At 74.5% G+C, this 22,797-nt stretch carries 18 protein-coding genes; 14 read left to right on the plus strand and 4 right to left on the minus strand.

From position 1 onward, the window contains the following. Positions 1-433 precede the first annotated feature (433 nt). Entirely contained in the window at positions 434-2,017 is a 1,584-nt protein-coding gene (locus AB0H57_RS13820) for a methylmalonyl-CoA mutase family protein (protein WP_357506102.1), read from the minus strand. A gap of 198 nt (positions 2,018-2,215) precedes the next feature. Here AB0H57_RS13820 and AB0H57_RS13825 point away from each other — a divergent pair, with 198 nt between their 5' ends. Then, positions 2,216-4,309 (plus strand): serine/threonine-protein kinase, encoded by a 2,094-nt coding sequence (locus tag AB0H57_RS13825; RefSeq protein WP_357506103.1) that lies wholly within the window; start codon positions 2,216-2,218, stop codon positions 4,307-4,309. Between the two features lie 47 nt (positions 4,310-4,356). After that, positions 4,357-6,075: a phospho-sugar mutase gene (locus AB0H57_RS13830; protein WP_357506105.1), complete on the plus strand. Its 1,719-nt coding sequence runs from the start codon at positions 4,357-4,359 to the stop codon at positions 6,073-6,075. 106 nt (positions 6,076-6,181) lie between these two features. Here AB0H57_RS13830 and AB0H57_RS13835 read toward each other — a convergent pair whose 3' ends face one another. Then, positions 6,182-6,862, minus strand: a complete 681-nt coding sequence (locus AB0H57_RS13835) for a GPP34 family phosphoprotein (RefSeq protein WP_357506107.1) — start codon at positions 6,860-6,862, stop codon at positions 6,182-6,184. A gap of 66 nt (positions 6,863-6,928) precedes the next feature. Further along, on the minus strand, positions 6,929-7,561 hold the full coding sequence (gene upp, locus AB0H57_RS13840) for a uracil phosphoribosyltransferase (RefSeq protein ID WP_357506109.1): 633 nt from the start codon (positions 7,559-7,561) through the stop codon (positions 6,929-6,931). 136 nt (positions 7,562-7,697) lie between these two features. On the opposite strand from upp, the gene deoC reads away from it, so the two are divergent. The 10 genes from deoC to AB0H57_RS13890 all read left to right on the plus strand — a co-directional run bounded on the left by deoC (position 7,698) and on the right by AB0H57_RS13890 (position 18,975). Continuing rightward, on the plus strand, positions 7,698-8,657 hold the full coding sequence (gene deoC, locus AB0H57_RS13845; RefSeq protein WP_357506111.1) for a deoxyribose-phosphate aldolase: 960 nt from the start codon (positions 7,698-7,700) through the stop codon (positions 8,655-8,657). Between the two features lie 5 nt (positions 8,658-8,662). Further along, entirely contained in the window at positions 8,663-10,093 is a 1,431-nt protein-coding gene (locus tag AB0H57_RS13850; RefSeq protein ID WP_357506113.1) for an aldehyde dehydrogenase family protein, read from the plus strand. Further along, positions 10,086-10,910: an aldehyde dehydrogenase family protein gene (locus tag AB0H57_RS13855; RefSeq protein WP_357506115.1), complete on the plus strand. Its 825-nt coding sequence runs from the start codon at positions 10,086-10,088 to the stop codon at positions 10,908-10,910. Before AB0H57_RS13850 ends, AB0H57_RS13855 begins: the two co-directional genes overlap by 8 nt. Positions 10,911-11,094: 184 nt before the next feature. Beyond that, entirely contained in the window at positions 11,095-11,538 is a 444-nt protein-coding gene (locus AB0H57_RS13860) for a BlaI/MecI/CopY family transcriptional regulator (protein ID WP_357506117.1), read from the plus strand. A 10-nt stretch (positions 11,539-11,548) separates the two neighbouring features. Then, positions 11,549-12,451 carry a M56 family metallopeptidase gene (locus AB0H57_RS13865; protein WP_357506119.1) on the plus strand — a complete coding sequence of 301 codons (903 nt, stop codon included), beginning with the start codon at positions 11,549-11,551 and terminating at the stop codon, positions 12,449-12,451. Between the two features lie 101 nt (positions 12,452-12,552). Beyond that, positions 12,553-13,803: a cytochrome ubiquinol oxidase subunit I gene (locus AB0H57_RS13870; protein ID WP_357506121.1), complete on the plus strand. Its 1,251-nt coding sequence runs from the start codon at positions 12,553-12,555 to the stop codon at positions 13,801-13,803. An 11-nt stretch (positions 13,804-13,814) separates the two neighbouring features. Continuing rightward, positions 13,815-14,822 (plus strand): cytochrome d ubiquinol oxidase subunit II, encoded by a 1,008-nt coding sequence (locus AB0H57_RS13875; RefSeq protein WP_357506123.1) that lies wholly within the window; start codon positions 13,815-13,817, stop codon positions 14,820-14,822. Then, complete coding sequence (cydD, locus tag AB0H57_RS13880; protein ID WP_357506125.1) at positions 14,819-16,486, plus strand: thiol reductant ABC exporter subunit CydD; 1,668 nt, start codon at positions 14,819-14,821, stop codon at positions 16,484-16,486. The genes AB0H57_RS13875 and cydD overlap by 4 nt, the downstream gene beginning before the upstream one ends. After that, entirely contained in the window at positions 16,483-18,231 is a 1,749-nt protein-coding gene (cydC, locus tag AB0H57_RS13885) for a thiol reductant ABC exporter subunit CydC (RefSeq protein ID WP_357506127.1), read from the plus strand. The genes cydD and cydC overlap by 4 nt, the downstream gene beginning before the upstream one ends. 69 nt (positions 18,232-18,300) lie before the next feature. After that, positions 18,301-18,975 (plus strand): permease prefix domain 1-containing protein, encoded by a 675-nt coding sequence (locus AB0H57_RS13890; protein ID WP_357506129.1) that lies wholly within the window; start codon positions 18,301-18,303, stop codon positions 18,973-18,975. Positions 18,976-19,009: 34 nt separating this feature from the next. Here AB0H57_RS13890 and AB0H57_RS13895 read toward each other — a convergent pair whose 3' ends face one another. Further along, positions 19,010-19,348 carry a helix-turn-helix transcriptional regulator gene (locus tag AB0H57_RS13895; RefSeq protein WP_357506131.1) on the minus strand — a complete coding sequence of 113 codons (339 nt, stop codon included), beginning with the start codon at positions 19,346-19,348 and terminating at the stop codon, positions 19,010-19,012. Positions 19,349-19,409: 61 nt separating this feature from the next. On the opposite strand from AB0H57_RS13895, the gene AB0H57_RS13900 reads away from it, so the two are divergent. Continuing rightward, entirely contained in the window at positions 19,410-20,420 is a 1,011-nt protein-coding gene (locus AB0H57_RS13900) for a DNA primase (protein ID WP_357506133.1), read from the plus strand. 40 nt (positions 20,421-20,460) lie between these two features. Continuing rightward, complete coding sequence (locus AB0H57_RS13905; RefSeq protein WP_357506135.1) at positions 20,461-22,794, plus strand: transposase; 2,334 nt, start codon at positions 20,461-20,463, stop codon at positions 22,792-22,794. Positions 22,795-22,797: the final 3 nt, after the last annotated feature.

Below are 22,797 nucleotides of genomic sequence, written 5' to 3' on the forward strand. Positions count from 1 at the left end.
GGAGGACAGCAGACAGCCTAGACCTCCGACGGTGACGCTGCGCAACCTCACTACGGTAGCGGTCGGACCGCACAGCGTCACTGATGCCCTGGTGGGGGCGGTCGAATATCTGCGGGACAGCAGGTAGATCGCGGTCGAACGCCGTCATCTGCCCCCCACCTCCTACAACGCGTAACCGGCTCAGCGGCTACGAAATCCGCGTCGGCACCATGGCCGTTATTCCGGATTGTCGCATTAGTCGGTTCAATTAATCGCCGCTCAGACAATTCACCGACAACGCTGAGCCACAGGGTGACTCCTGAGGGTGACATGGGCGAACCGCACGCGACCGGACACGCTGTCCGTTCCCTTCACCCGTTCGGGTTACCCGAATTCTCCCGACCACACGCCTGCGCCGGATCGCCCCGGCGCGGACTCGGCACGACGGAAGAGGTCAGAAGCGGTCGGACGGGCGGTAGGTGCCCCAGGTGTCGCGAAGCGTGCCGCAGACCTCACCGACCGTGGCCCGGGCTCGCAGTGCCGCCTTCATCGGGTGCAGCACGTTGGCGTCGCCCTCGGCCGCGGCGCGCAGCTCCGCCAGGGCCCGCTCGACCGCCCCGCTGTCCCGGTCGGCGCGCAGCTTCGCCAGCCGCTCGGCCTGGGCCGCCTCGATCGTCGGGTCCACCCGCAGCGGCTCGTACGGCTCCTCCTCGTCGATGGTGAACCGGTTGAGCCCGACCACCACCCGCTCGGCCGAGTCGATCTCCTGCGCGATCCGGTACGCGGACTGCTCGATCTCCCGCTTCTGGAAGCCGGCCTCGATGGCGTCCACCGCGGAGCCGTGGTCGAAGACCCGGTCCATCAGCTCGTTCGCCGCCGCCTCCAACTCGGCGGTCATCGCCTCCACCACGTACGAGCCGGCGAACGGGTCCACCGTCCCGGTCAGGTCCGTCTCGTACGCCAGCACCTGCTGGGTCCGCAGCGCCAGCCGGGCGGCCTTCTCCGTAGGCAGGGCGATCGCCTCGTCGAAGCTGTTGGTGTGCAGCGACTGGGTACCGCCGAGCACCGCGCCGAGGCCCTGGATCGCCACCCGGACCAGGTTCACCTCGGGCTGCTGGGCGGTGAGCTGCACGCCCGCGGTCTGGGTGTGGAACCGCAGCATCATCGACTTGGGGTCCTTCGCGCCGAAGTCGTCCCGCATCAGCCGGGCCCAGATCCGCCGGGCGGCGCGGAACTTCGCGACCTCCTCCAGCAGGGTGGTCCGGGCGACGAAGAAGAACGACAGCCGGGGCGCGAAGTCGTCCACCGCCAGCCCGGCGGCCAGCGCCGCCCGGACGTACTCGACGCCGTTGGCCAGGGTGAACGCGATCTCCTGCGCGGGCGAGGCGCCGGCCTCGGCCATGTGGTAGCCGGAGATGGAGATGGTGTTCCACTTCGGCACCTCGGCACGGCAGTACGCGAAGGTGTCGGCCACCAGCCGCAGCGACGGCTTCGGCGGGAAGATGTACGTCCCCCGGGCGATGTACTCCTTCAGGATGTCGTTCTGGATGGTGCCGTTGAGCGCCGTGCCCGGCACCCCGTTCTCCTCGGCGACGAGCTGGTAGAGCAGCAGCAGCACGGAGCCCGGCGCGTTGATGGTCATCGAGGTGGAGACCTTGTCCAGCGGGATGCCGTCGAAGAGCAGCCGCATGTCCTCGATGGAGTCGATGGCGACGCCGACCTTGCCGACCTCGCCGTGCGCGATCGGGTCGTCGGAGTCGTACCCCATCTGGGTGGGCAGGTCGAAGGCGACCGACAGTCCCATCGTCCCGGCCCGCAACAACTGGTGGTAACGCGCGTTGGACTCGGTGGCGGTGCCGAACCCCGCGTACTGCCGCATGGTCCACGGCCGGGAGGTGTACATGGTCGGGTAGACCCCACGCGTGTAGGGAAACTCCCCGGGCGCGCCCAGGCGGGACTCCAGCTCCCCCGGCAGGTCGGCCGCCGTGTAGACGGCCTTGATGGGGAAACCGGACTCGCTCGACCGCGGTTCGCTCATCCTCGGATGGTAGGACGCGACCAGGCATCGACGGGTGAGGGATACCGCACACGCAGCGATCGGAAGCCTGGTGAGTAGCTTGCGCGTACGGTCGAGTAGGTAAACGTCGGCCGCGTCGGGTTTCGCATCGGGCGTCGGAACCAGCAAGATAGGGGGGTTGTGTCCCAGCCCCCCTCGATATCCCCCGGTGGCTTTTCAGTGACTCAGATCCCGACGTGGAGCGGCGGACCGGTCAGTCCCCCCAACGGACGCGCGGCACCCGGCACCACCATCGGTGGGCGCTACGAACTGCGCTCCGCGGTGGGCAACGGCGGCATGGGCACGGTCTGGCGTGCCAACGACACGCTGCTGCGGCGCGACGTGGCGGTCAAGGAGGTCGTCCTCCCGCCGGGGCTGGCCCCGAGCGACCGCGACGCGATGTACGAACGCACCCTGCGCGAGGCCCGGGCCGCCGCAGCCATCCAGCACCCGGCCGTGGTCCAGGTGTACGACGTGGTCACCGAGGGTGGCCGGCCGTGGATCGTGATGGAGCTGCTGGACGCGCGCAGCCTCGCCGACATGGTGATCGAGGACGGGCCGGTGGCCCCCCGCACGGTCGCCAAGATCGGCGTCGCGCTGCTCGGCGCGCTGGAGGTGGCGCACTCGATCGGTGTGCTGCACCGCGACGTCAAGCCCGCCAACGTGCTGATCTGCTCCGACGGTCGCTGCGTGCTGACCGACTTCGGGGTGGCCCGGATGCCGACCGACGTGCAGCTCACCACCCCCGGCATGGTCCTCGGGTCGCCGCACTTCATCTCCCCCGAGCGGGCGATGGGCCAGGACTTCGGGCCGCCGAGCGACCTGTTCTCGCTGGGCGTGACACTGTTCACCGCGGTCGAGGGGCGGCCGCCGTTCGACAAGGGCGACCCGATCGAGACCATGCACGCCGTGGTGGAGGACCCGCCCGCCACGCCGCAGCGCAGCGGCCCGCTCACCCGGGTGCTGATGGGGCTGCTGGAGAAGGACCCGGCCCGCCGGCTGGACGTGCACACCGCCCGGGCGATGCTGCGGGAACTGCTCGCCGGGGCACTGGCCAGCAACGCGGTGGCGGTCAACTCGGTCACCGACCCGTACTCGGTGGTGCCGGCGCCGCGAGCGACCACGCCGCCGCCCGCGGCCCGACCCGAGCCGAAGCCGACCGGCCAGATCGGCGGCCGGGCGATGATCGGCCCCGGCGAGTCGCTGACCGACCGGCTGGCCTCGCTGCGCAGCGGCGAACGCCCCACCCCCGCCGCCGGCGCCGGCCTGGCGGACACCAGCGCCGACGCGCTGGCCGGCCCGCTGCACACCCCCACCGGCGCGATGCCGCCGCCGGCCGGCGGCTGGGGCGGCACCGCGGACGCCACCCAGCGCATCGGCGCCGGCCACGCCGACGCGACCCAGCGGATCAGCACCGGCCACCCGGACGCGACCCAGCGGATCGGGGCCGGCCACCCGGATGCCACCCAACGCGTCGTGGGGTACCTGGACGCCACCCAGCGCGTCGGCGGGGGGTATCCCGACGCCACCCAGCCGATGGCCGCCGGCTACGGCGGCAACCAGTGGTCGGTGCCGGGCACCGGCCAGTCGTGGACGGCTCCGGCGCCCGCCCCCGATGGTGGTGGGGCGGGCGCGGCGGACAAGCTCAAGGCCGCCGGCGGCAAGCTGGTCGGCACGGTCATGGGCTGGCCGCGCAAGGTGCAGCTCGCCGCGGCCGGCGGCCTGGCGGTGCTGCTGATCGCCGTGATCGCGCTTTCCGGCGGTGGTGACGACAAGCCGCCCGCCAGCCCACAGGCGATCCCGATCGAGGAGGACCCGGGGGCCAACCCGGGCGTCGAGCTGCAGGAGATCTCGGCCAAGGGCGTCACCGTGAAGGTGCCGAAGGGCTGGCAGAAGCAGACCGGGGGGCTCTACGTCGACTTCGTCGACCCGGCGGACAGCAAGCGCAAGGTGCGCATCATCGCCGAGAAGTGGGGCGGCACCCCGGTCGGCTGGGCGGAGGGCGCGTCCCGCAACCTGACGAAGAACAAGTCCTGCGCCAAGCCGTACAAGGAACTCTCGATCACCGAGAAGGACCTGGCCGGCCGGCCGGCGGCCGAGCTGGAGTACACCTGCGGCGAGGGCGAGACCATGCGGCACGGTGTGTGGCGCGGGACGGTGAGCGAGGGCAAGGCGTACTCCTTCTACCTCTCCGCCAACGACGCCAAGTTCGCCGCGAGCAAGCCGATCTTCGACGCCATGGCGAAGTCGTTCCAGCTCACCGCGGCCAACTGAGCGAGGGCGAGGTGCGGTGGTGATCCGTCGTCGTGCTATCAAAAGGCATGACGGCGGACCCTACTGACATCGACGACCTTCGCGAGCAAGCCCGGCGTTGGCTCGACGACGACCCCGACCCGGCCAGCCGGGACGAGCTGCGGGCGGTGCTCGACCGGCTCCCGGCGAGCGGGCCTGAGCTGGCCGACCGGTTCGCTGGGCCGCTGACGTTCGGCACCGCCGGGCTGCGCGGTCCGCTGCGCGCCGGGCCGAACGGGATGAACCTCGCGGTGGTCACCCAGGCCGCCGCCGGCCTGGTCGCCTGGCTCGCCGCCGAGGGCGCGACCGGCCCGCTGGTGATCGGGTACGACGCCCGGCACGGTTCCCGCGAGTTCGCCGAGCGGACCGCCCAGGTCGCCACCGGCGCAGGCCGGCCGGCGCTGCTGCTGCCCCGCCCGCTGCCCACCCCCGTGCTCGCGTACGCGGTCCGGCGGCTGGACGCGGCGGCCGGGGTGATGGTGACCGCCAGCCACAACCCGCCGCAGGACAACGGCTACAAGGTCTACCTCGGCGACCGGCTGGGCGGTGAGCTGGGCGCGGGTGCGCAGATCGTGCCGCCGGCCGACGCCGGCATCTCCGCCGCCATCCGGGCGGTCGGTCCGCTGGCCCGGGTGCCGCTCGGCCCGCCCGGGCAGGTGCTCGGCGACGACCTGGTGGTCTCTTACGTGGAACGGGCCGCCGCGGTGGTCGCGCCGGACGGGCCGCGGGACCTCTCGGTGGCGTACACCCCGCTGCACGGGGTGGGCGCGAGCGTGCTCTCCGCCGCCTTCGCCCACGCCGGTTTCCCGGTGCCCGGCGTGGTGCCCGACCAGGCCGAACCGGATCCGGCCTTCCCCACCGTGTCCTTCCCCAACCCGGAAGAGCCGGGGGCGGTGGACCGGCTGGTGGCGCTCGCCGAGCGGACCGGCGCGGACCTGGCGATCGCCAACGACCCGGACGCGGACCGCTGCGCGGTGGCGGTACGCGACGCCGGCGCGCCGGCCCCCGTGGCGGGCGAGCTGGCCGGGCCGGGGAGCGCCGGCCCCGGCTGGCGGATGCTGCGCGGCGACGAGGTGGGCGCGCTGCTCGCCGACCACCTGATGCGGCGCGGGGTGCGCGGCCTGTACGCCACCACCATCGTCTCGTCGTCCCTGCTCCGGGCCATGTGCGAGGCCCGGAACCTGCCGTACGACGAGACGCTGACCGGATTCAAGTGGATCGTCCGGGCCGGTGGCGGCGCGCAGCCGCTGGTCTTCGGCTACGAGGAGGCGCTCGGGTACTGCGTGGCCCCGGAGCACGTCCGGGACAAGGACGGCATCACCGCCGCGCTGACCGTCGCCGAGCTGGCCGCCGAGCTGAAGTCGCACGGGCGCACGCTGACCGACCGGCTGGACGAGCTGGCCGCCGAGTTCGGCGTGCACCTCACCGACCAGCTCTCGGTACGCGTTGACGACCTGCGGATGATCGCCGAGATGATGACCCGGGTCCGGGCGGCCACCCCGGTCACGCTGCTCGGCGAGCCGGTCACCGAGACCCGGGACCTGCTGCCGGACGCCGACGTGGTGATCCTGCGTACGCCGGCGGCCCGGGTGGTGATCCGGCCGTCCGGCACCGAACCGAAGCTCAAGGCGTACCTGGAGGTGGTGGAGCCGGTCGCGGACGGGGACGTCGCCGCGGCCCGGGGCCGCGCCCGTACCGCCGTCACCGCGCTGCGCACCGAGATCGCCACGGCCCTCGGCCTGCGCTGACCGCGCCCGCCGGTCAGGCGGGGGCCCCGCTCAACTCGGATGTGTTAAGCGGGGGCCCCGCCTATACAAAATGCGTTGAGCGGGGCCCCGCCTCACGCACCCCGCCTTACGCCTTGGGCTTGCCGAGGGCGGCGTTGACGGCCTGGGCCAGCGCGGAGACCACCAGGCTGATCGAGGGCCGCACCACCGAGTCGGCCAGGCTGACCGTGCCGGAGAAGCCGGCGTTCGTGGCGATCTCCGCCAGCCGGCGCCGGGCGTCCGCCACGGCCTCGCCGGTCAGGCCGAGCGCCGGCTCCATCCGCACCACGGCGACCAGGGTGGCCAGCGCGGCGGTCCGCTCGTCGGGGAGCTGGCCGCCGGTCAGCGCGGTGGCCAGCCGGCGCCGGATGTCGGCCTCCACGAAGCCGTTGGTGGCCGGGTAGCGGTGCACGTGGATGAAGCCGAGTTCGGTCTCGTCGACGTCCCGGACCACGCCCCGCTCGCAGAGGTCGCCGAGGATCCGGTCGCGCAGGCCGTGGCGCAGCCGCTGCACCCAGGACGACGGGGTGTGCGGGGTGTCCGCCGCGATCTTCGCCAGCACCTGGTCGATCACCGGCTCACCGGTCGGCGTCGGGTCGGTCACCGCCAGGTTGCCGTCGGCGTACGCGACCCGGTTCGCCAGGGCCAGTTCCACCAGGACGGCCGCGGCCATGCCGAGGTCCAGGCTGATCCGGGGCATGGTGGCCTTGCCGGTCTCGTCGTCATAGGCCAGCAGGAGCAGCTCTTCGGCGAGCGTGACACCAGTCATGGCCCGGAACGGTAGCGCGTGCGCGCCCGCTCCGGGCCACAACGCGCCGCCCCGGTCAGCCGGCGGTCAGAAGCGGGGCATCCCGCCGAACTGGCGGTCGCCGGCGTCGCCGAGGCCGGGGACGATGAACATCTTGTCGTTCAGGCCCTCGTCGATGCTCGCCGTCACCAGGCGCAGCGGCAGGCCGGAACGCTCCAGGCGCTCGATGCCGACCGGGGCGGCCAGCACGCAGAGCACGGTGATCTCGGTGCAGCCCCGATCGGCGAGCAGCCGGCAGCAGTGCTCCAGCGAGCCGCCGGTGGCCAGCATCGGGTCGAGCACCAGCACCGGCAGGCCGCTCAGGTCGCGGGGCAGCGACTCCATGTACGCCCGCGGCTCGAACGTCTCCTCGTCCCGGGCCAGGCCGACGAAGCCCATCGACGACTCGGGCAGCAGGCCGAGGGCGGCGTCGGCCATGCCCAGACCGGCCCGCAGCACCGGCACCAGCAGCGGCGGGTTCGCCAGCCGGGTGCCCTCGGTGGCGGTGACCGGAGTCTCGATCGAGTACTTCTCGACGGGGAAGGAGCGCGCGGCCTCGTACACCAGCATGGTGGTGAGTTCGCGCAGCGCCGCCCGGAACGACGGCGAGTCGGTCCGGGCGTCCCGCATGGCGGTCAGCCGCGCCTGGGCGAGCGGGTGGTCAATGACGTGTACGTCCACGATCGCTCAACCTACCGGGCCGGACCGGCGCGCCGGGGGGTGCCGGGGTGACCAGCGACGCCGCTCACGTGTGACGCTCACGTCCGGCGATCGGTGACCAAGATCACAGGACTCGCGGGTGCGTACTATTCGGGGCATGACGGCGACAGCGACGTCGGCCCGGTCGGATCTCTCCGAGCTGGGACGATCCGAGACCGCTCTGCGGACCTTCCTCCACGGCCTACCCGGCGTGGACCAGGTCGGCGCGGAGCAGCGGGCGGCACAGCTCGGTACCCGCTCCATCAAGACCAGCGCCAAGGCCGAGGCCATCGACCTGGCGATCCGGATGGTCGACCTGACCACCCTGGAAGGGGCCGACACCCCCGGCAAGGTACGGGCGCTGGCCGCCAAGGCGCTGCGCCCCGACCCGGCGGACCCGTCCTGCCCGCACGTCGGCGCGGTCTGCGTCTACCCGGCGATGGTCCCGTACGTGGCCGAGGTGCTGGCCGGGTCCGGCGTGCACCTGGCCAGCGTGGCGACCGCCTTCCCGTCCGGCCAGGCGCCGCTGGAGATCAAGCTCGCCGACACCCGGGCGGCCGTCGAGGCCGGGGCCGACGAGATCGACATGGTGATCAACCGGGGCGCCTTCCTGTCCGGCCGGTACAAGGAGGTCTACGACGAGATCGTGACCACCAAGGAGGCCTGCGGGGACGCGCACCTCAAGGTGATCCTGGAGACCGGCGAGCTGGCCACGTACGACAACGTGCGGCGCGCCTCCTGGCTGGCCATGCTGGCCGGCGGCGACTTCATCAAGACCTCCACCGGCAAGGTGCCGGTCGCGGCGACGCTGCCGGTGACCCTGGTGATGCTGGAGGCGGTGCGCGACTTCCGCGCCGCCACCGGCCGGCAGGTTGGCGTGAAGCCGGCCGGCGGCATCAAGAACACCAAGGACGCGATCAAGTACCTGGTCATGGTCAACGAGACCGTCGGCCCGGACTGGCTGGACCCGGACTGGTTCCGGTTCGGCGCGTCCAGCCTGTTGAACGACCTGCTCATGCAGCGCACCAAGCTGACGACCGGTGTCTACGCCGGTCCCGACTACTTCACCCTGGACTGAGCGCGATGTTCGAATACGCCCCCGCCCCCGAGTCGCGCGCCATCGTCGACCTCCGGCCCTCCTACGGGCTGTTCATCGACGGCGAGTTCGTCGACCCGACCGACGGCGGCAGCCTCAAGTCGATCAACCCGGCCTCCGAGGAGGTGCTCGCCGAGATCCCCGAGGGCGGTTCCGCGGACGTGGACCGCGCGGTCCGCGCCGCCCGCCGGGCGTACGAGCAGGTCTGGGGCCCGATGCCGGGCCGGGACCGGGCCAAGTACCTGTTCCGGATCGCCCGGATCATCCAGGAGCGCTCCCGCGAGCTGGCCGTGCTGGAGTCGCTGGACAACGGCAAGCCGATCAAGGAGTCCCGGGACGTCGACCTGCCGCTGGTCGCCGCGCACTTCTTCTACTACGCCGGCTGGGCCGACAAGCTGGAGCATGCCGGGTTCGGCGCGAACCCCCGCCCCCTCGGCGTGGCCGCGCAGGTCATCCCGTGGAACTTCCCGCTGCTGATGCTGGCCTGGAAGATCGCCCCGGCCCTCGCCGCCGGCAACACGGTGGTGCTGAAGCCGGCCGAGACCACCCCGCTGACCGCGCTGCTCTTCGCCGAGATCTGCCAGCAGGCCGACCTGCCGGCCGGCGTGGTCAACATCGTCACCGGCGCCGGCGAGACCGGCCGGGCGCTGGTCGAGCACCCGGGCGTGGACAAGGTCGCCTTCACCGGCTCCACCGACGTGGGCAGGGCCATCGCCCGGGCGGTCGCCGGCACCCGCAAGAAGCTCACCCTGGAGCTGGGCGGCAAGGCCGCCAACATCGTCTTCGACGACGCCCCGATCGACCAGGCCGTCGAGGGCATCGTCAACGGCATCTTCTTCAACCAGGGGCACGTCTGCTGCGCCGGCTCCCGGCTGCTGGTCCAGGAGTCGGTCGCCGAGCAGGTGCTGGAGTCGCTGAAGCGCCGGATGACCCAGTTGCGGGTCGGCGACCCGCTGGACAAGAACACCGACATCGGCGCGATCAACTCGGCCGCCCAGCTGGCCCGGATCACCGAGCTGTCGGCCGCCGGCGCCGCCGAGGGCGCCGAGCGCTGGTCGCCCGCGTGTGAGCTGCCCGAGCGGGGCTTCTGGTTCGCGCCGACCATCTTCACCGGGGTCACCCAGGCGCACCGGATCGCCCGCGAGGAGATCTTCGGCCCGGTGCTGTCCGTGCTGACCTTCCGCACCCCGGCGGAGGCGGTGGAGAAGGCCAACAACACCCCGTACGGGCTGTCGGCCGGGATCTGGACCGACAAGGGCTCCCGGATCCTGTGGATGGCCGACCGGCTGCGCGCCGGGGTGGTCTGGGCCAACACGTTCAACAAGTTCGACCCGACCTCGCCGTTCGGCGGTTACAAGGAGTCGGGCTACGGCCGCGAGGGCGGCCGGCACGGGCTGGAGGCGTACCTCAATGTCTGAGCGGGTCGCGGTACGCAAGACGTACAAGCTCTTCATCGGCGGGAAGTTCCCGCGCAGCGAGTCGGGACGGTCGTATCTCGTGCAGGACTCCAACGTCTCCCTGGCCTCCCGTAAGGACGCGCGGGACGCCGTGGTCGCCGCCCGCGCCGCCGTCAAGGGCTGGGCCGGGGCGACCGCGTACAACCGGGGTCAGATCCTCTACCGGGTCGCCGAGATGCTGGAAGGCCGGCGCGACCAGTTCGTCGCGCTCGGCGTGCCGGCCGACGAGGTCGACGCGGCGATCGACCGCTGGGTCTGGTACGCCGGCTGGGCCGACAAGCTGACCCAGGTGTACGGCGGCGCCAACCCGGTCGCCGGGCCGTACTTCAACCTGTCGGCGCCGGAGCCGACCGGCGTGGTGGCGGTGGTGGCCCCCGAGGCGCCGGCGCTGCTCGGCCTGGTCAGCGTGATCGCGCCGGCGATCGTCAGCGGCAACACCGTGGTGGTGGCCGCCTCCCCGGCCGCCCCGCTGGCCGCGGTGACCCTGGCCGAGGTGCTGGCCACCTCCGACCTGCCGGGCGGGGTGGTCAACATCCTCACCGGCAGGCTGCCGGAGACCGTGCCGACGCTGGCGAGCCACATGGACGTCAACGCCATCGACCTCACCGGGGTCGCCGACCCCGAGCTGGCCACCGAGCTGGAGGTCAAGGCCGCGGAGAACCTCAAGCGGGTGCTCCGCCCCGCCCCGGCGGACCACGACTGGCACGCGGATCCCGGGGTGACCCGGATGACCGTCCTGCTGGAGACCAAGACGGTCTGGCATCCGAAGGGGGTCTGATCTGCTCGTTGCGGGGGGGGGGTCCGGGTTCTCCTGCCTACGGGTGCCTTCCCTGCCCGAAGATCCGCACAGGTTCGTGGAAAGAGTGGTCTCCGCAGGGGCGGGTGGCCACTCTTTCCGTGTAGTGGGCCGCTCCGCCAGAGCGGGGCGAAGCGGGATCTACTACGGGGGGTAGGATTGGGCGGTGACTCGGTTGGGGGATCTTGAGCGTGCGGTGATGGACGTGCTGTGGGACTCGGTGCCCGGCACGTCGGACGGAGTGACCGTGCGCGAGGTCGCCGACGCCCTGCGCGGGCGGGAGCTGGCGTACACCACGGTGATGACCGTGCTGGACCGGCTCGCCGGCAAGGGCATGGTGCAGCGCGAGCGCGAGGGGCGGGCCTGGCGCTACCGGGCCGCGGCCAGCCGCGAGGCCCACATCGCCCAGCTGATGCTCGACGCGCTGGATCTCGGCGGCAGCCGGGACGCGGCGCTGGTCCGCTTCGCCCGCTCGGTGACCGGCACCGAGGCCGACGTGCTGCGCGCGGCGCTGGGCGCCGAGGCCGGGGGTGCGGCCGGGCTGACCGACCGGATCGACGACCCGCGCGCCGGCCGGGCGCGCGCCGCCGACGAGGCGACGGACCGGTAGGGCGGCAGCCATGGCGTACGCCGTGCACTTCGCCGCGACCATCCTGGCCTGCTGGCTGACCGCGCAACTCCTCTCCGCCACCTGGACCTGGCGCGCCCCGCGGGTGGCCATCGTCTGCTGGCAGGCGGTGGGGCTGGCGCTCGGCCTGTCCGCGATGGGCCTGCCGATGGCGCTCGGCCTGGCCGCGTACGACCGGCCCACCGGCAGCGCGCTGCTCGCCCTCGCCGACGACCTGGCGCACGGCACCCTGCCGCCCGGGCTGGGCGTGGCGCACCTGGCCGGGGTCGGGATCGGTTTCGGCATCGGCGCGGTGCTGCTCACCACGACCATCCGCAGCGTCCACGGCACGGCCCGCGCCCAGCGCCGGCACCGGGACCTGCTGACCCTGGTGGCCCGCCGGGACCCCACCGTGCCCGGGGCGCTGGTGCTCGACCATCCGAGCGCGGCGGCGTACTGCCTGCCGGGGGTGCGGCCCCGGGTCGTGGTCAGCGCGGGCACGCTCAGCCTGCTCGACCGGGCCGAACTGGCGGCGGTGCTCACCCATGAGCGGACGCACGCCCAGGAGCGGCACGACCTGGTGCTGCTGCCGTTCACCGCGCTGCGCCGGGCGCTGCCCTGGTTCGGCTGGGTCACCGACGCGTACGAGCGGGTCGCCCTGCTGGTCGAGATGCGCGCCGACGACAAGGCTCGCGAGCTGCACGCCGAGGCGCCGCTGGCCGGCGCGCTGCGCCGCTTCGCCGCCTGCGACGACCGGATCACCCCGCACGGCGCGCTCGGCGTCGGCGATCGCGACCTCGACGTACGGGTGCAGCGCCTGCTGGTGGCCGACCGGCCGCCGCGGCTGATCGGGGCGACCGCGCTGGCCGTCGCCAGCACCCTGCTCGCGCTGCCGATCTCGCTCTTCCTGAGCTGACCCCGGCTCCCCGGGTGTCCGGTCCTCGACCTCGATCCGATAGGTAGACAAGCTACGTGTAGGATCGCTATGACAAGTGAGACAACCCCTGGAGAGCGGTCATGGACACCCTGCTCCTCGCGCGCCTGCAGTTCGCCACCACGACCTCGATCCACTTCCTCTTCGTCGTGGTCACCCTCGGGCTGGTCACCCTGTTGGTCGGGTTGCAGACCGCCTGGTTCCTCACCGGCAACCCCAAGTGGGAGCGGCTGACCCGGTTCTGGGGCCAGCTCTATGTGATCAACTACGTGCTCGGCATCGCCACCGGGATCGTGATGGAGTTCCAGTTCGGCCTGAACTGGAGCGGCCTGTCGCGCTACGTCGGCAACGTCTTCGGCGCCCCGCTCGCCATCGAGACGCTGGTGGCGTTCTTCCTGGAGTCCACGTTCCTCGGCATGTGGATCTTCGGCTGGCACCGGCTGCGCCGCGGGGTGCACCTCGCGCTGCTGTGGGGGGTCGCGCTGACCGCGTACGCCTCGGCCTTCTGGATCATGGTGGCCAACGCCTGGCTGCAGAACCCGGTCGGCTACGAGGTACGCGACGGGATCGCCCACCTCACCGACTTCTCCGCCCTGCTGACCAACCCCACCCTCGGCATGGCCTTCGGGCACGTGGTCTCCGCCGCACTGCTCACCGGCGGGATGCTGATGGCCGCGGTGAGCGCCTGGCACCTGCTCCGGCGTACCCCCGACCACCTGCTGTTCCGCACCTCGCTGCGGATCGGGCTGGTGGTCTCCGCACTCGCCGTCAGCCTGGTCCAGGGCTTCGGCTTCGCCCAGTTCGGGCCGGTCGGGCAGGTGCAGCCCGCCAAGTTCGGCGGCGGCCCCGGCCGGGACGCGCAGATCGCCGAGTGGACCGCCCGGTTCGGCCCCGGCGACTACACGCCGCCGGTGCTCGCCAACGTCGGGCTGGGCTTCATGATCCTCATCGGGTTCGGCCTCGGCTGTCTCTGGCTGCTGCTGCCGCTGCTCTGGCGGGACCTGATCATCCGCTGGCGGTTCCCCCTCTGGCTGCTCCTGCTCGCCCTGCCGCTGCCCTTCATCACGGTGATCCTCGGCTGGATCGCCCGCGAGGTGGGCCGCCAGCCCTGGGTCGCGTACGGGCTGCTCCCCACCGAGGGGGCCGTCTCCGCCGTCCCCGCGGGCGTGATGCTCGCCTCGCTGATCGGGTTCAGCCTGCTGCTCGGCGCGCTCGCCGTCACCAACTGGGTGCTGCTCGCCCGGCACGCCGCCCGCGGCGCCGCGGACCCGGCCCTGGGCCGCCCGCCCGCGCCGGATACCGACGACACCCCCCGCCAACCCGTGCTCGCCTGAGGGAGACCACCGTGGAGCTCGCCTGGTACGCCCTGCTCGGCCTCTTCTTCGCCACCTATTTCGTCCTGGGCGGCTACGACTACGGCGTCGGCCTGCTGCTCGCCCGGGGCGGCTCCCCCGCCGCCCGGCGCGGCGCGCTCACCGCGCTCGGCCCGTTCTTCCTCGGCAACGAGGTGTGGCTGGTCGCCGCCGTCGGCATCCTCTTCGGCGCCTTCCCCACGCTGGAGGGCGAGCTGCTCTCCGGTTACTACCCCGCCGTGGGCGGCGCGCTGGCCGGGGTGATCCTGGTGACCGCCGGGGTGCAGCTGCGCAGCCGCCCGGCCACGGCCGGCGCCCGGGCCCGCTGGGACCGGGTGGTGGTGGTCGGCAGCCTGCTCGCCGCGCTCGGCTGGGGCACCCTGCTCGCCGGGCTGCTCCAGGGGCTGCCGCTGGCCGCCGACGGTCACGCCGTCGGGGTCGGCCACCTGTTCACCCCGTTCGTCGCCGCCGTCGGGCTCGCCATGGCCGCGCTGGTCGCGCTGCACGGTGCGACCTTCCTCACGCTCCGGCTGCCGGCCGCCGACGCCGACGCTGTCGGGCGGCTGGCCCGCCGGCTGGTCCCGGTGGCGCTCGCCGCGGTCGGCACGGCCACCGTCCTCGGCCTGCTCTCCGACCGGGTACGCGCCGCCGTGCAGCAGCCGGCCGCGGCCGTACTCCTGCCGTCGGCGCTGGTCGTGGCGCTGCTGGTGGCCCGCGCGGCGCTCGGCCGGCGGCGGCCGGGGCCGGCCTTCGCCGCCACCTGCGCGGCGCTGGCCCTGCCGGTGCTCCTGATCGGGGCGGCCCGCTGGCCGTACGCGCTGGTCTCCGGCACCGACCCGGTGGCCGGGCTGACCGTGGCCGACGCGGCGGCCAGCGCCCCCACCCTGCGGTTGCTGGGCTGGCTCGTGCTGCCGCTCGTGCCGGCCCTACTAGGCTTTCAGGCGATGTGCTGGTGGATTTTCCGGGGACGGATCGACGGCAGGGCACCGGTGTACTGGTGAACCGCCGCCCGTTCGACCCGCGTCTGCTGCGCCGGGTCCCCGCGGCCCGGCGTGACCTCGCCGTGCTCGCCGCGTTGGGCGGGCTGACCGCGCTGGTGATCGTCGCGCAGGCGACCGCGCTGGCCGCGCTGCTGGCGACCGCGATCGACGGGCGGCTGGACCGGGCCGCGCTGGCCGGATTCCTCGCCGCGGTGGCGGCCCGGGCGGCGCTCACCTGGGCCCAGGGCACAGTGGCGGCCCGGGCCGCGGCGACGGTGAAGGCGGCCCTGCGGGTCGAGCTGCTCGCCGCCGTGGGGGCGCACGGGCCGACCTGGGTCGCCGGGCAGCGGGCCGGGCAACTCGCCACGCTGGCCGGGCGCGGGCTGGACGCGCTCGACGCCTACTTCACCGGCTACCTCCCGCAGCTGGTGCTCAGCGTCACCGTCCCGCTGGCCGTGCTGGCCCGGGTCGGGCTGGCCGACTGGAGCTCGGCGCTGATCATCGCGCTCACCATCCCGCTGATCCCGGTCTTCGGTGCCCTGCTCGGTTGGCAGGCCCAGGCGGCCACCGAACGGCAGTGGCGACGGCTCGCGCTGCTCGGCGGGCACTTCCTGGACATGGTGGCCGGGCTGGCGACCCTGCGCGCCTTCGGGCGGGCCCGCAACCAGGTCGAGGTGGTCCGCCGGATGGCCGACGGGCACCGCGCCGCCACCATGCGGACGCTGCGCATCGCCTTCCTCTCCGCGCTGGTGCTGGAGCTGGTCGCCACCCTGTCGGTGGCGCTGGTCGCGGTCCCGGTCGGCATCCGGCTGCTCGGCGGCGGCCTCACCCTCTCCACCGCGCTGCTGGTGCTGCTGCTCACCCCGGAGGCGTACCTGCCGCTGCGGGCGGCCGGCAGCCGGTTCCACGCCAGCATGGAAGGACTGACCGCGCTGGACGAGGCGCTCACCGTCACCGCCGCCCCGGCCGCCGCGCGGCCCGGCCCGCCGGCCCCCGCGCCCGACGGCCGCGGCGAGATCCGGTTCGAGGGGGTGACCGTCGAGTACGAGCGGACCACCGCGCTGCGGGACGTCACGCTGACCATCCGCCCCGGCGAGCGGATCGCCGTCATCGGCCCCAGCGGCGCCGGCAAGAGCACCCTGCTCGGCGTGCTGCTCGGCTTCGTCACCCCGACCAGCGGCCGGGTCACCGTCGACGGGGTGGACCTGGCCGGCGTCGACCCGGACGCCTGGCGGCGCCGGCTGGCCTGGGTGCCGCAGCGGGCCCACCTCTTCGCCGCCTCGCTGGCCGACAACATCACCCTCGGCGCGCCGGACACCCCGCCGCCCGCGCTCGCCGCGGCGGTACGCGACGCGGCGCTGGACGAGGTGGTGGCCGCCCTGCCCGACGGGCTGGACACGGTGCTCGGGGAGCGCGGGCACGGCCTGTCCAGCGGCCAGCGGCAGCGGGTGGCGCTGGCCCGGGCCTTCCTGCGGGACGCCCCGGTGGTGCTGCTCGACGAGCCGACCGCGCGGCTGGACTCGGCCAGCGAGGCGGTCGTGCTGGACGCCACCCGGCGGCTGGTCGCGGGGCGTACCGCACTGCTGGTGGCGCACCGACCGGCGCTGCTGGCCGACGCCGACCGGATCATCCGGATCGAGGACGGCCGGCTCACCGAGCTGACCCCGGCGGGGGTACGACCGTGACCGGGCGGGCGTCCGCCGAACGGGCGGTGCTCCGGCTGGCCCGGCCCTACCTGGGCCGGCTGGTCGGCGCGGGCCTGCTCGCCACCGCCACCGAGCTGGCCGGGCTGGCCCTGATGGCCACCGCCACCTGGCTGCTGATGAGCGCCGCCGGGCAGCCGCCGCTGGACCGGCTGACGGTGGCCATCGTCGCGGTCCGGGCCCTGGCGATCGGCCGGGGGGTGTTCCGCTACACCGAGCGGCTGGCCGGCCACGACGCCGTGCTTCGCATGATCACCGACGTCCGGGCCCGGGTGTTCGCCACCCTGGCCGCCGACCGGGGGCCGGCCCGGCGCTCCGGCGACACGCTCAGCCGGCTGGTGTCCGATGTCGAGGCGGTGCAGGACCTGCTGCTCCGGGTGCTCGTGCCGGGGGCGGCCGCCGCGCTGGTCGGGGTGCTCGCGGTCGCCGGGACGGCGCTGGTCTCCGTACCGGCGGCCGGGGTGCTCGCCGCCGGGCTGCTGCTCGCCGGCGTCGTCCTGCCGCTGCTGGCGACCCGGCTGACCCGGCGCACCGCCGACCAGGTCGCCCCGCTGCGCGGCGCACTCGCCGGGGACGCGGTCGACCTCACCCACGGCGCCGCCGACCTGGCCGCGTTCGGCGCGACCGGGACGGCGCTGCAGGCCGCCCGAGGCCGCACCGACCGGCTCGCCCGGCTGGAACGGCGGCTCGCCGCGGCCGGTTTCGCGGTGGACGCCGCCGGGGTGCTGCTGGCCGGCGTCACCGCCGGCGCGGTGGTGCTGGTGGCGCTGCGCGCCGGGGTGGGCGGGGTGCTGGTCGGCGTGCTCGCCGTCGGCGCCCTCTCCGCCGTGGAGATCGCCCTGGCCCTGGTCGGCGCTGCCCGCCAGCACACCCTGCTCCGGGCCGGCCTGGACCGGGTCGCCGCGCTGCTCACCGCGCCGGCGGCCGAGGTGACCGTCCCGGGCGGGGCCGCCGTGGGCGGCGGTCCGCACCACGTCCGGCTGGACGGGGTGACGGTCCGGTACCGGGCGGGCGCCGCCCCCGCCCTCGCCGGGGTGGACCTCGACCTGCCGGCCGGGCGGCGGGTGGCCGTGGTGGGCCCGAGCGGCGCCGGCAAGAGCACCCTGACCGCCGTGGTGACCGGCACCGTCGTCCCGGACGCCGGCCGGGTCACGCTGGACGGCGCCGAGCTGTCCGGATATCCGGCCGAGGAGCTGCCCCGGGCGATCGGCGGCCTGCTCGCCGAGGCGTACGTCTTCCACGCCACCGTCCGGGAGAACCTGCTGCTCGGCCGCCCCGACGCCACCGACGAGGAGCTGGCCGCCGCGGCCCGCGCCGCCGGCCTGCTCGACTGGGTACGCGACCAGCCGCACGGCTGGGACACCGTGGTGGGCGAGGAGGGCGGGCAGCTCTCCGGCGGGCAACGGCAGCGGCTCGCGCTGGCCCGGGCGGTGCTGGCCGCCCCCGGCGTGCTGGTGCTGGACGAGCCGACCGAGGGGCTCGACCCGGCCGCCGCCGACGCTGTGCTCGCCTCGGTGCTGGACGCCACCCCCGCCGGGCACTCGGTGCTGCTGATCAGCCACCGGCTCAGCGGCCTGGCCGGCTTCGACGAGATCGTCGTGCTGGACGCCGGCCGGGTGGTCCAGCGCGGCCGGCACGCCGACCTCGCCGCCTCCGCCGGCTGGTACCGGGACCAGTGGCTGCTCCAGGAGGCGGCGGAACGGGGCTACCTGGCGCTGCGCCCCTGACCAGGGTTCCGGGGCGGCACCGGGGTTTCCCCGGACCCCGCGCCGGGTCCGACGTGGCAGGGTGGGCGCATGCGCGGCGGTGACGGGGCCCCGGTGGAGGCCCACCTGCGAAATCTGGACGTCCGGTTGCACGGCCCCGCCCGGTCGAAGGCGGAGCTGCTCACCGAGGCCCGGCACGCGCTGTGGGACGCCGTCGAGGCGTACCAGGCGGACGGGCTGTCGGGGCCGGACGCCGAGCGCCGGGCGGTCCACGAGTTCGGCAGCCCGGCCGAGCTGGTCCCGGCGTACCAGGCCGAGCTGGCCGCGGACGCGCTGCGCGGCCTGGCCGTACGCGGGTTGGCGGTCGCCGCGGTGCTGACCGTCGCCGGTGACCTGACCTGGCGGGGTTCGAGCTGGAGCCAGGACGGCCCGCGACCACCGGCCGGCTACCTGCTCCTCTCCGCCTCGGTGAACTGGATCTGGGCCGGGGTGGGTCTGCTCGCGGTGGTCGGCCTGCTGGTGCTCGCCGGGGCCGCCCGGCGGGGCCGCCCCGGGCTGCCGCCCGTCGCGCGGCTGGCGGGCCTCGGCCTGACCGGGCTGCTCGCGGTGGGCGCACTGGCCGGGTGCGCGCTGTACGCCTGGTCGCTGGACCTCTGGGACGCCGCGCTGACCTGGCCGCCGATGCTCATCGGGCTGGTCGCCGCCGGGGCGGCCTGGTTCAGCCTGGGCCGGGCGGCCCGCGCCTGGCTGCGCGCCGCCCGCTGATCACGCCGGGCCGGTGGCGGCTCGCCGCCACTGATCACGCCGGGGCCGGCGGCTGATCGGGGCCGAGGAACCGGCCGACGGTGGAGCTGAACTCCCGCCAGCCGGCCCGCTCGCCGGCCAGCGCCCGACCGCCCGCGTCGGTCAACTGGTACGTGCGGCGCTCCCGGCCATTCACCGTGCTCCACGAGCTCGCCACGTATCCGGCGCGTTCCAGCCGCCGCAGAGCCGGATAGATGGTGCCGGTCGGCAGATCCAGCGAGCCGTCGCTGCGCACGCGCAGCGCCTCGATGATCGCGTAGCCGTGCAGCGCGCCCCGCTCCAGCACGGCGAGCAGCAGCGCGTCGAGGTGTCCGTGCAGCGCCTGGGCCTTCATAAGTAGTAACGCTACTTGTCGTCCGCCGGGAGCGCCACCGGGGTGCGGCTCCACTCCACGGATGCGACCACTAGGGTATGTGCCCATAGTCACTCGACGGCCGGAGGCGCCGGCGAGTGGGCAACCGACGCACACGGAGGTCAGCGTGGCCCGCCAGTCGCCCCAACGGCCCGACGCCGACGAGCCCGAGCTCGACGAGACCGAGGGGTCGGTCGAGTCCGATGTCGCCGAGGCGACGTCCGAGGCCGCGCACCGGGACCGCTCGCTCTGGGACGAGCTGCGGATCGACCCGATCGAGATCGCCCTGCCCGCCGGGACCGGCTTCACCCTGCGCGCGTACCGGCCGGCACGGGAGCTGACCCCGACGGACGTGACCGAACGCGACGAGGACGACCCGTTCCTCGCCCGTCGCCAGGCCGCCGCGGCCGAGGAGGAGGACTCCGACGAGGTGGTGATCCTCGACGAGGACCTCGCCAAGGACTTCGCCGAGGTCGATGACGAGAAGTCGGCGTCCGGGCGTACCGGCGACGACGAGGACTCCGACGAGGAGACCGACGACGACGACGAGGCCGAGGATGCCGGCGACGAGGAGGTGCCGGTCTTCCTGAGCCACCGGGGCCGCCTGCTGGTGTTCAAGACCCCGGAATCCCTGGTGAGTTACGTCCGTTCCGGCGCGCCCACCGACCTGTCCCAACTGGACAGCTGGAATGAATTGTCCGAACGGGTGGAACCGGCCGACATCGCCCCGCTCGACGAGGACACCTACGAGCTGGACCTGGTCGTGGAGAACCTGCGCGGCGGGCACGACACGTGGGACCCGGCGCTGCTGATCGAGGCCGGCGAGGTCGCCCGTGACGTGGCGTACGCGCTGCGGCTACCGGCCGTGCTGGACATGCTCTCCGCCGGCTCCAGCCTGGACGACCTCGACGAGGCGCTGCGGGCCGCTGTCAACGGCGGAGTCGGTGGTTTTCTCGGCCGGCGGCGGCTGAAGAAAATCGGGGCACAAACCGCAAGCCTCGGTTGGCGCACCATTGTCGGCAAGATCTCTGCCGTTGTGGACTGGCGCGACTGAGCCGCACCGGGGAGCATCAGTCTCTGGCAGAGGAACACGTGTGTTCCGGGAGGAGGACGACGCCGTGGCGCTCGTGCGCGTTTACTGCGGTCTGGCCTCGGCGGATCCGGCCGACCGACCGGCTTCGGCCGGTTCGGCGCTGACGTCCGCTGTGGTCGACGACGCAGGCCGCCTGCTTCATGTCTGCGAGCTCGGGGACGACGCGACGGGTTACGCCCGGCTGGTCGCCCTGCTCGTGGAACGGTCGGGCGGGCCGAGCGGTGCGGCGATCGCCGCGGACAGCGACGACCACACGGTCACCGCCCTGCTCAGCGCCGCCGGTCGCCCGCTGGCGCTCGCCGACGACGACCTGGTGGACGACTTCGCCGAGCGGTTCGCCGACGACGAGTCCCTGGAGGAGATGCAGTCGCCGCCGGCCGAGCGTCGCGCCGCCGGCCTGGCCCGCGCCCTGCAGGCCGGCGCGCTCTCCGCGGTGACCCTGCCCGCCCCGCGTGACCTCGCCGGCTACAAGCAGGTCCTCGCCGCGCACGCCGCACTGGCCAGTGGCCGCCACTCCGCCGCCGTCGCGCTGCGCGAGGTGCTGCGCGAGCTCTACCCGGCCGCGCTGCGCGCGTACCCGGACCCGGCGGAGCCGGTCTCGCTGGCCGTGCTCGACGCGCTGCCCGAGCCCGGCATGCTGGCCGGTCAGGTCGCTCCCGGGCGGGAGTTCTCCGCCGAGACCGTGGTGGCCAACCTGGCCGCCGACGGCGTGGGCCGGGCCGCCGAGATCAACGACGCGCTGACCGCCCTGCGCGTCGCCATCACGGAGACCCCCCGCCGGGCCACCGTGAACCGTTCCCTCACCGCCGCCGTCGCGGAGACCGTCCGCCAGGCGGTCGCGTCGGTGCGCGCCTGCGACGCGGGCTGTGAGGCCCTCGTCGGCGCCCTCGACGAGCGGGTCGCCCCGGCGCCCGGCCGGCGGGCCGCCGCCCGGCGTGGCGACCCGGTGGGCGAACTGCCCCCGGCGAACGCGGCCCTGCGCGCCCTGCACGGCGGTGGCCCGGGGCCGGTCCCGTCCGGCAGCCGGCGCAGCCGTCCGGAGCCGTCCGCCGGCACCGGCGCGCCCGCCACCCCGCGGCCGCTCGGCCCACCGCCGGTGGCGCCCGCGCCGGTCGCACCGCCGCCGGTGGCCCCGGCACCGGTCACCCCGGCCGCCGGGCCGGGCGCGCCGATCTCCGGGCCGCCCGCCCGGGTCGAGCCCGCCGCACCGGCCGCACGCCGGGTGGACACCCCGACCAACCGTCCGGTCTCCGCGCCGCCGCCCCCGCCGCCGGGCATCACCCCGATCGCCCCGGCCCAGCGCGGCAAGGTCCCGCCGGCCGAGGCGGGCGAGCCGTTCCGGCCCACGCTCACCACGGCGGCCATCAACAACGCCCGGGCCGAGCGGCAGCGCACGGTGATCCCGCCGCGCCCGAAGACCACCCCGGACGAGCCGCCGACCGGCGGGTTCAGCGCCACCGACCTGAGCATCCCGGTGCCCACCCCGCGGCCCGGCCAGGAGCCGCCGGCCGCGCCCGGCTCCCGGGCCAACTGGCCGCTGGTCAACGCCGTCGACGACCTGGCCGACAGCGCCGCCGACAACCCGGTCGCCTACCCGTACCGGGAGGGGCGTCAGGTCGACGCGCCGACCGACCCGGGCGCGACCCGCAGCCGGGTGACCCCGCCGTGGCTCGCCGACGACCTCCCGCAGGAGCCACCGATGCTGCGGCTGGTGGAGCCACCGCCGCTGGCCGACCGGGCGCTGCGCGGCGAGCCGAACCCGCCGACCGACCCGCGCCTGGAGACCCCGCCGCTGCGGCTGGTCGACGCGGCCGAGTCCCGCCCGCCCGCCCCGCCGGTCGCCCCCCGGCTGCCGGAGCGCCGCCCGGCGCCGGCCGAGTTCCGGCCCCCGCCGGTCTCCGACGAGGGCGACGGCGACCTGCTCATCTTCGCCGCCGCCAAGTCCGCCTGGTTCGTCGGGCACGACGACGAGGCCGACCTGGAATGGTCGTCCACCATGGACAGCGGCTGGCAGGCGGCCGAGCAGGCCGCCCGCCCGTCGGTGGGCGACGCCACCCAGGCCGGGCTGCCCAAGCGGGTACCGCAGGCCAACCTGGTGCCGGGTTCACCGCTGCGCGAGGAGCGGCCACTGCGGATCGTCCGGGACGCGGCGAGCCTCGCCGAGAACACCACCGGATACTTCCGCGGCTGGCGCCGGGGACAGGAGATCGGCGGTTTCGCGGTGGGCGGCCGGCCGGGCCGCGAGGCCGCCGGCGGCTGGGACTTCAGCCGGGACACCGGCGACCGGGACGACGACCGGGAGTACGAGTTCCGCTCGGCCGGTTACCGTTCCTGACCG

Origin of the sequence: Micromonospora sp. NPDC050686, assembly GCF_040654475.1 — a bacterium.
Taxonomy (GTDB): domain Bacteria; phylum Actinomycetota; class Actinomycetes; order Mycobacteriales; family Micromonosporaceae; genus Micromonospora.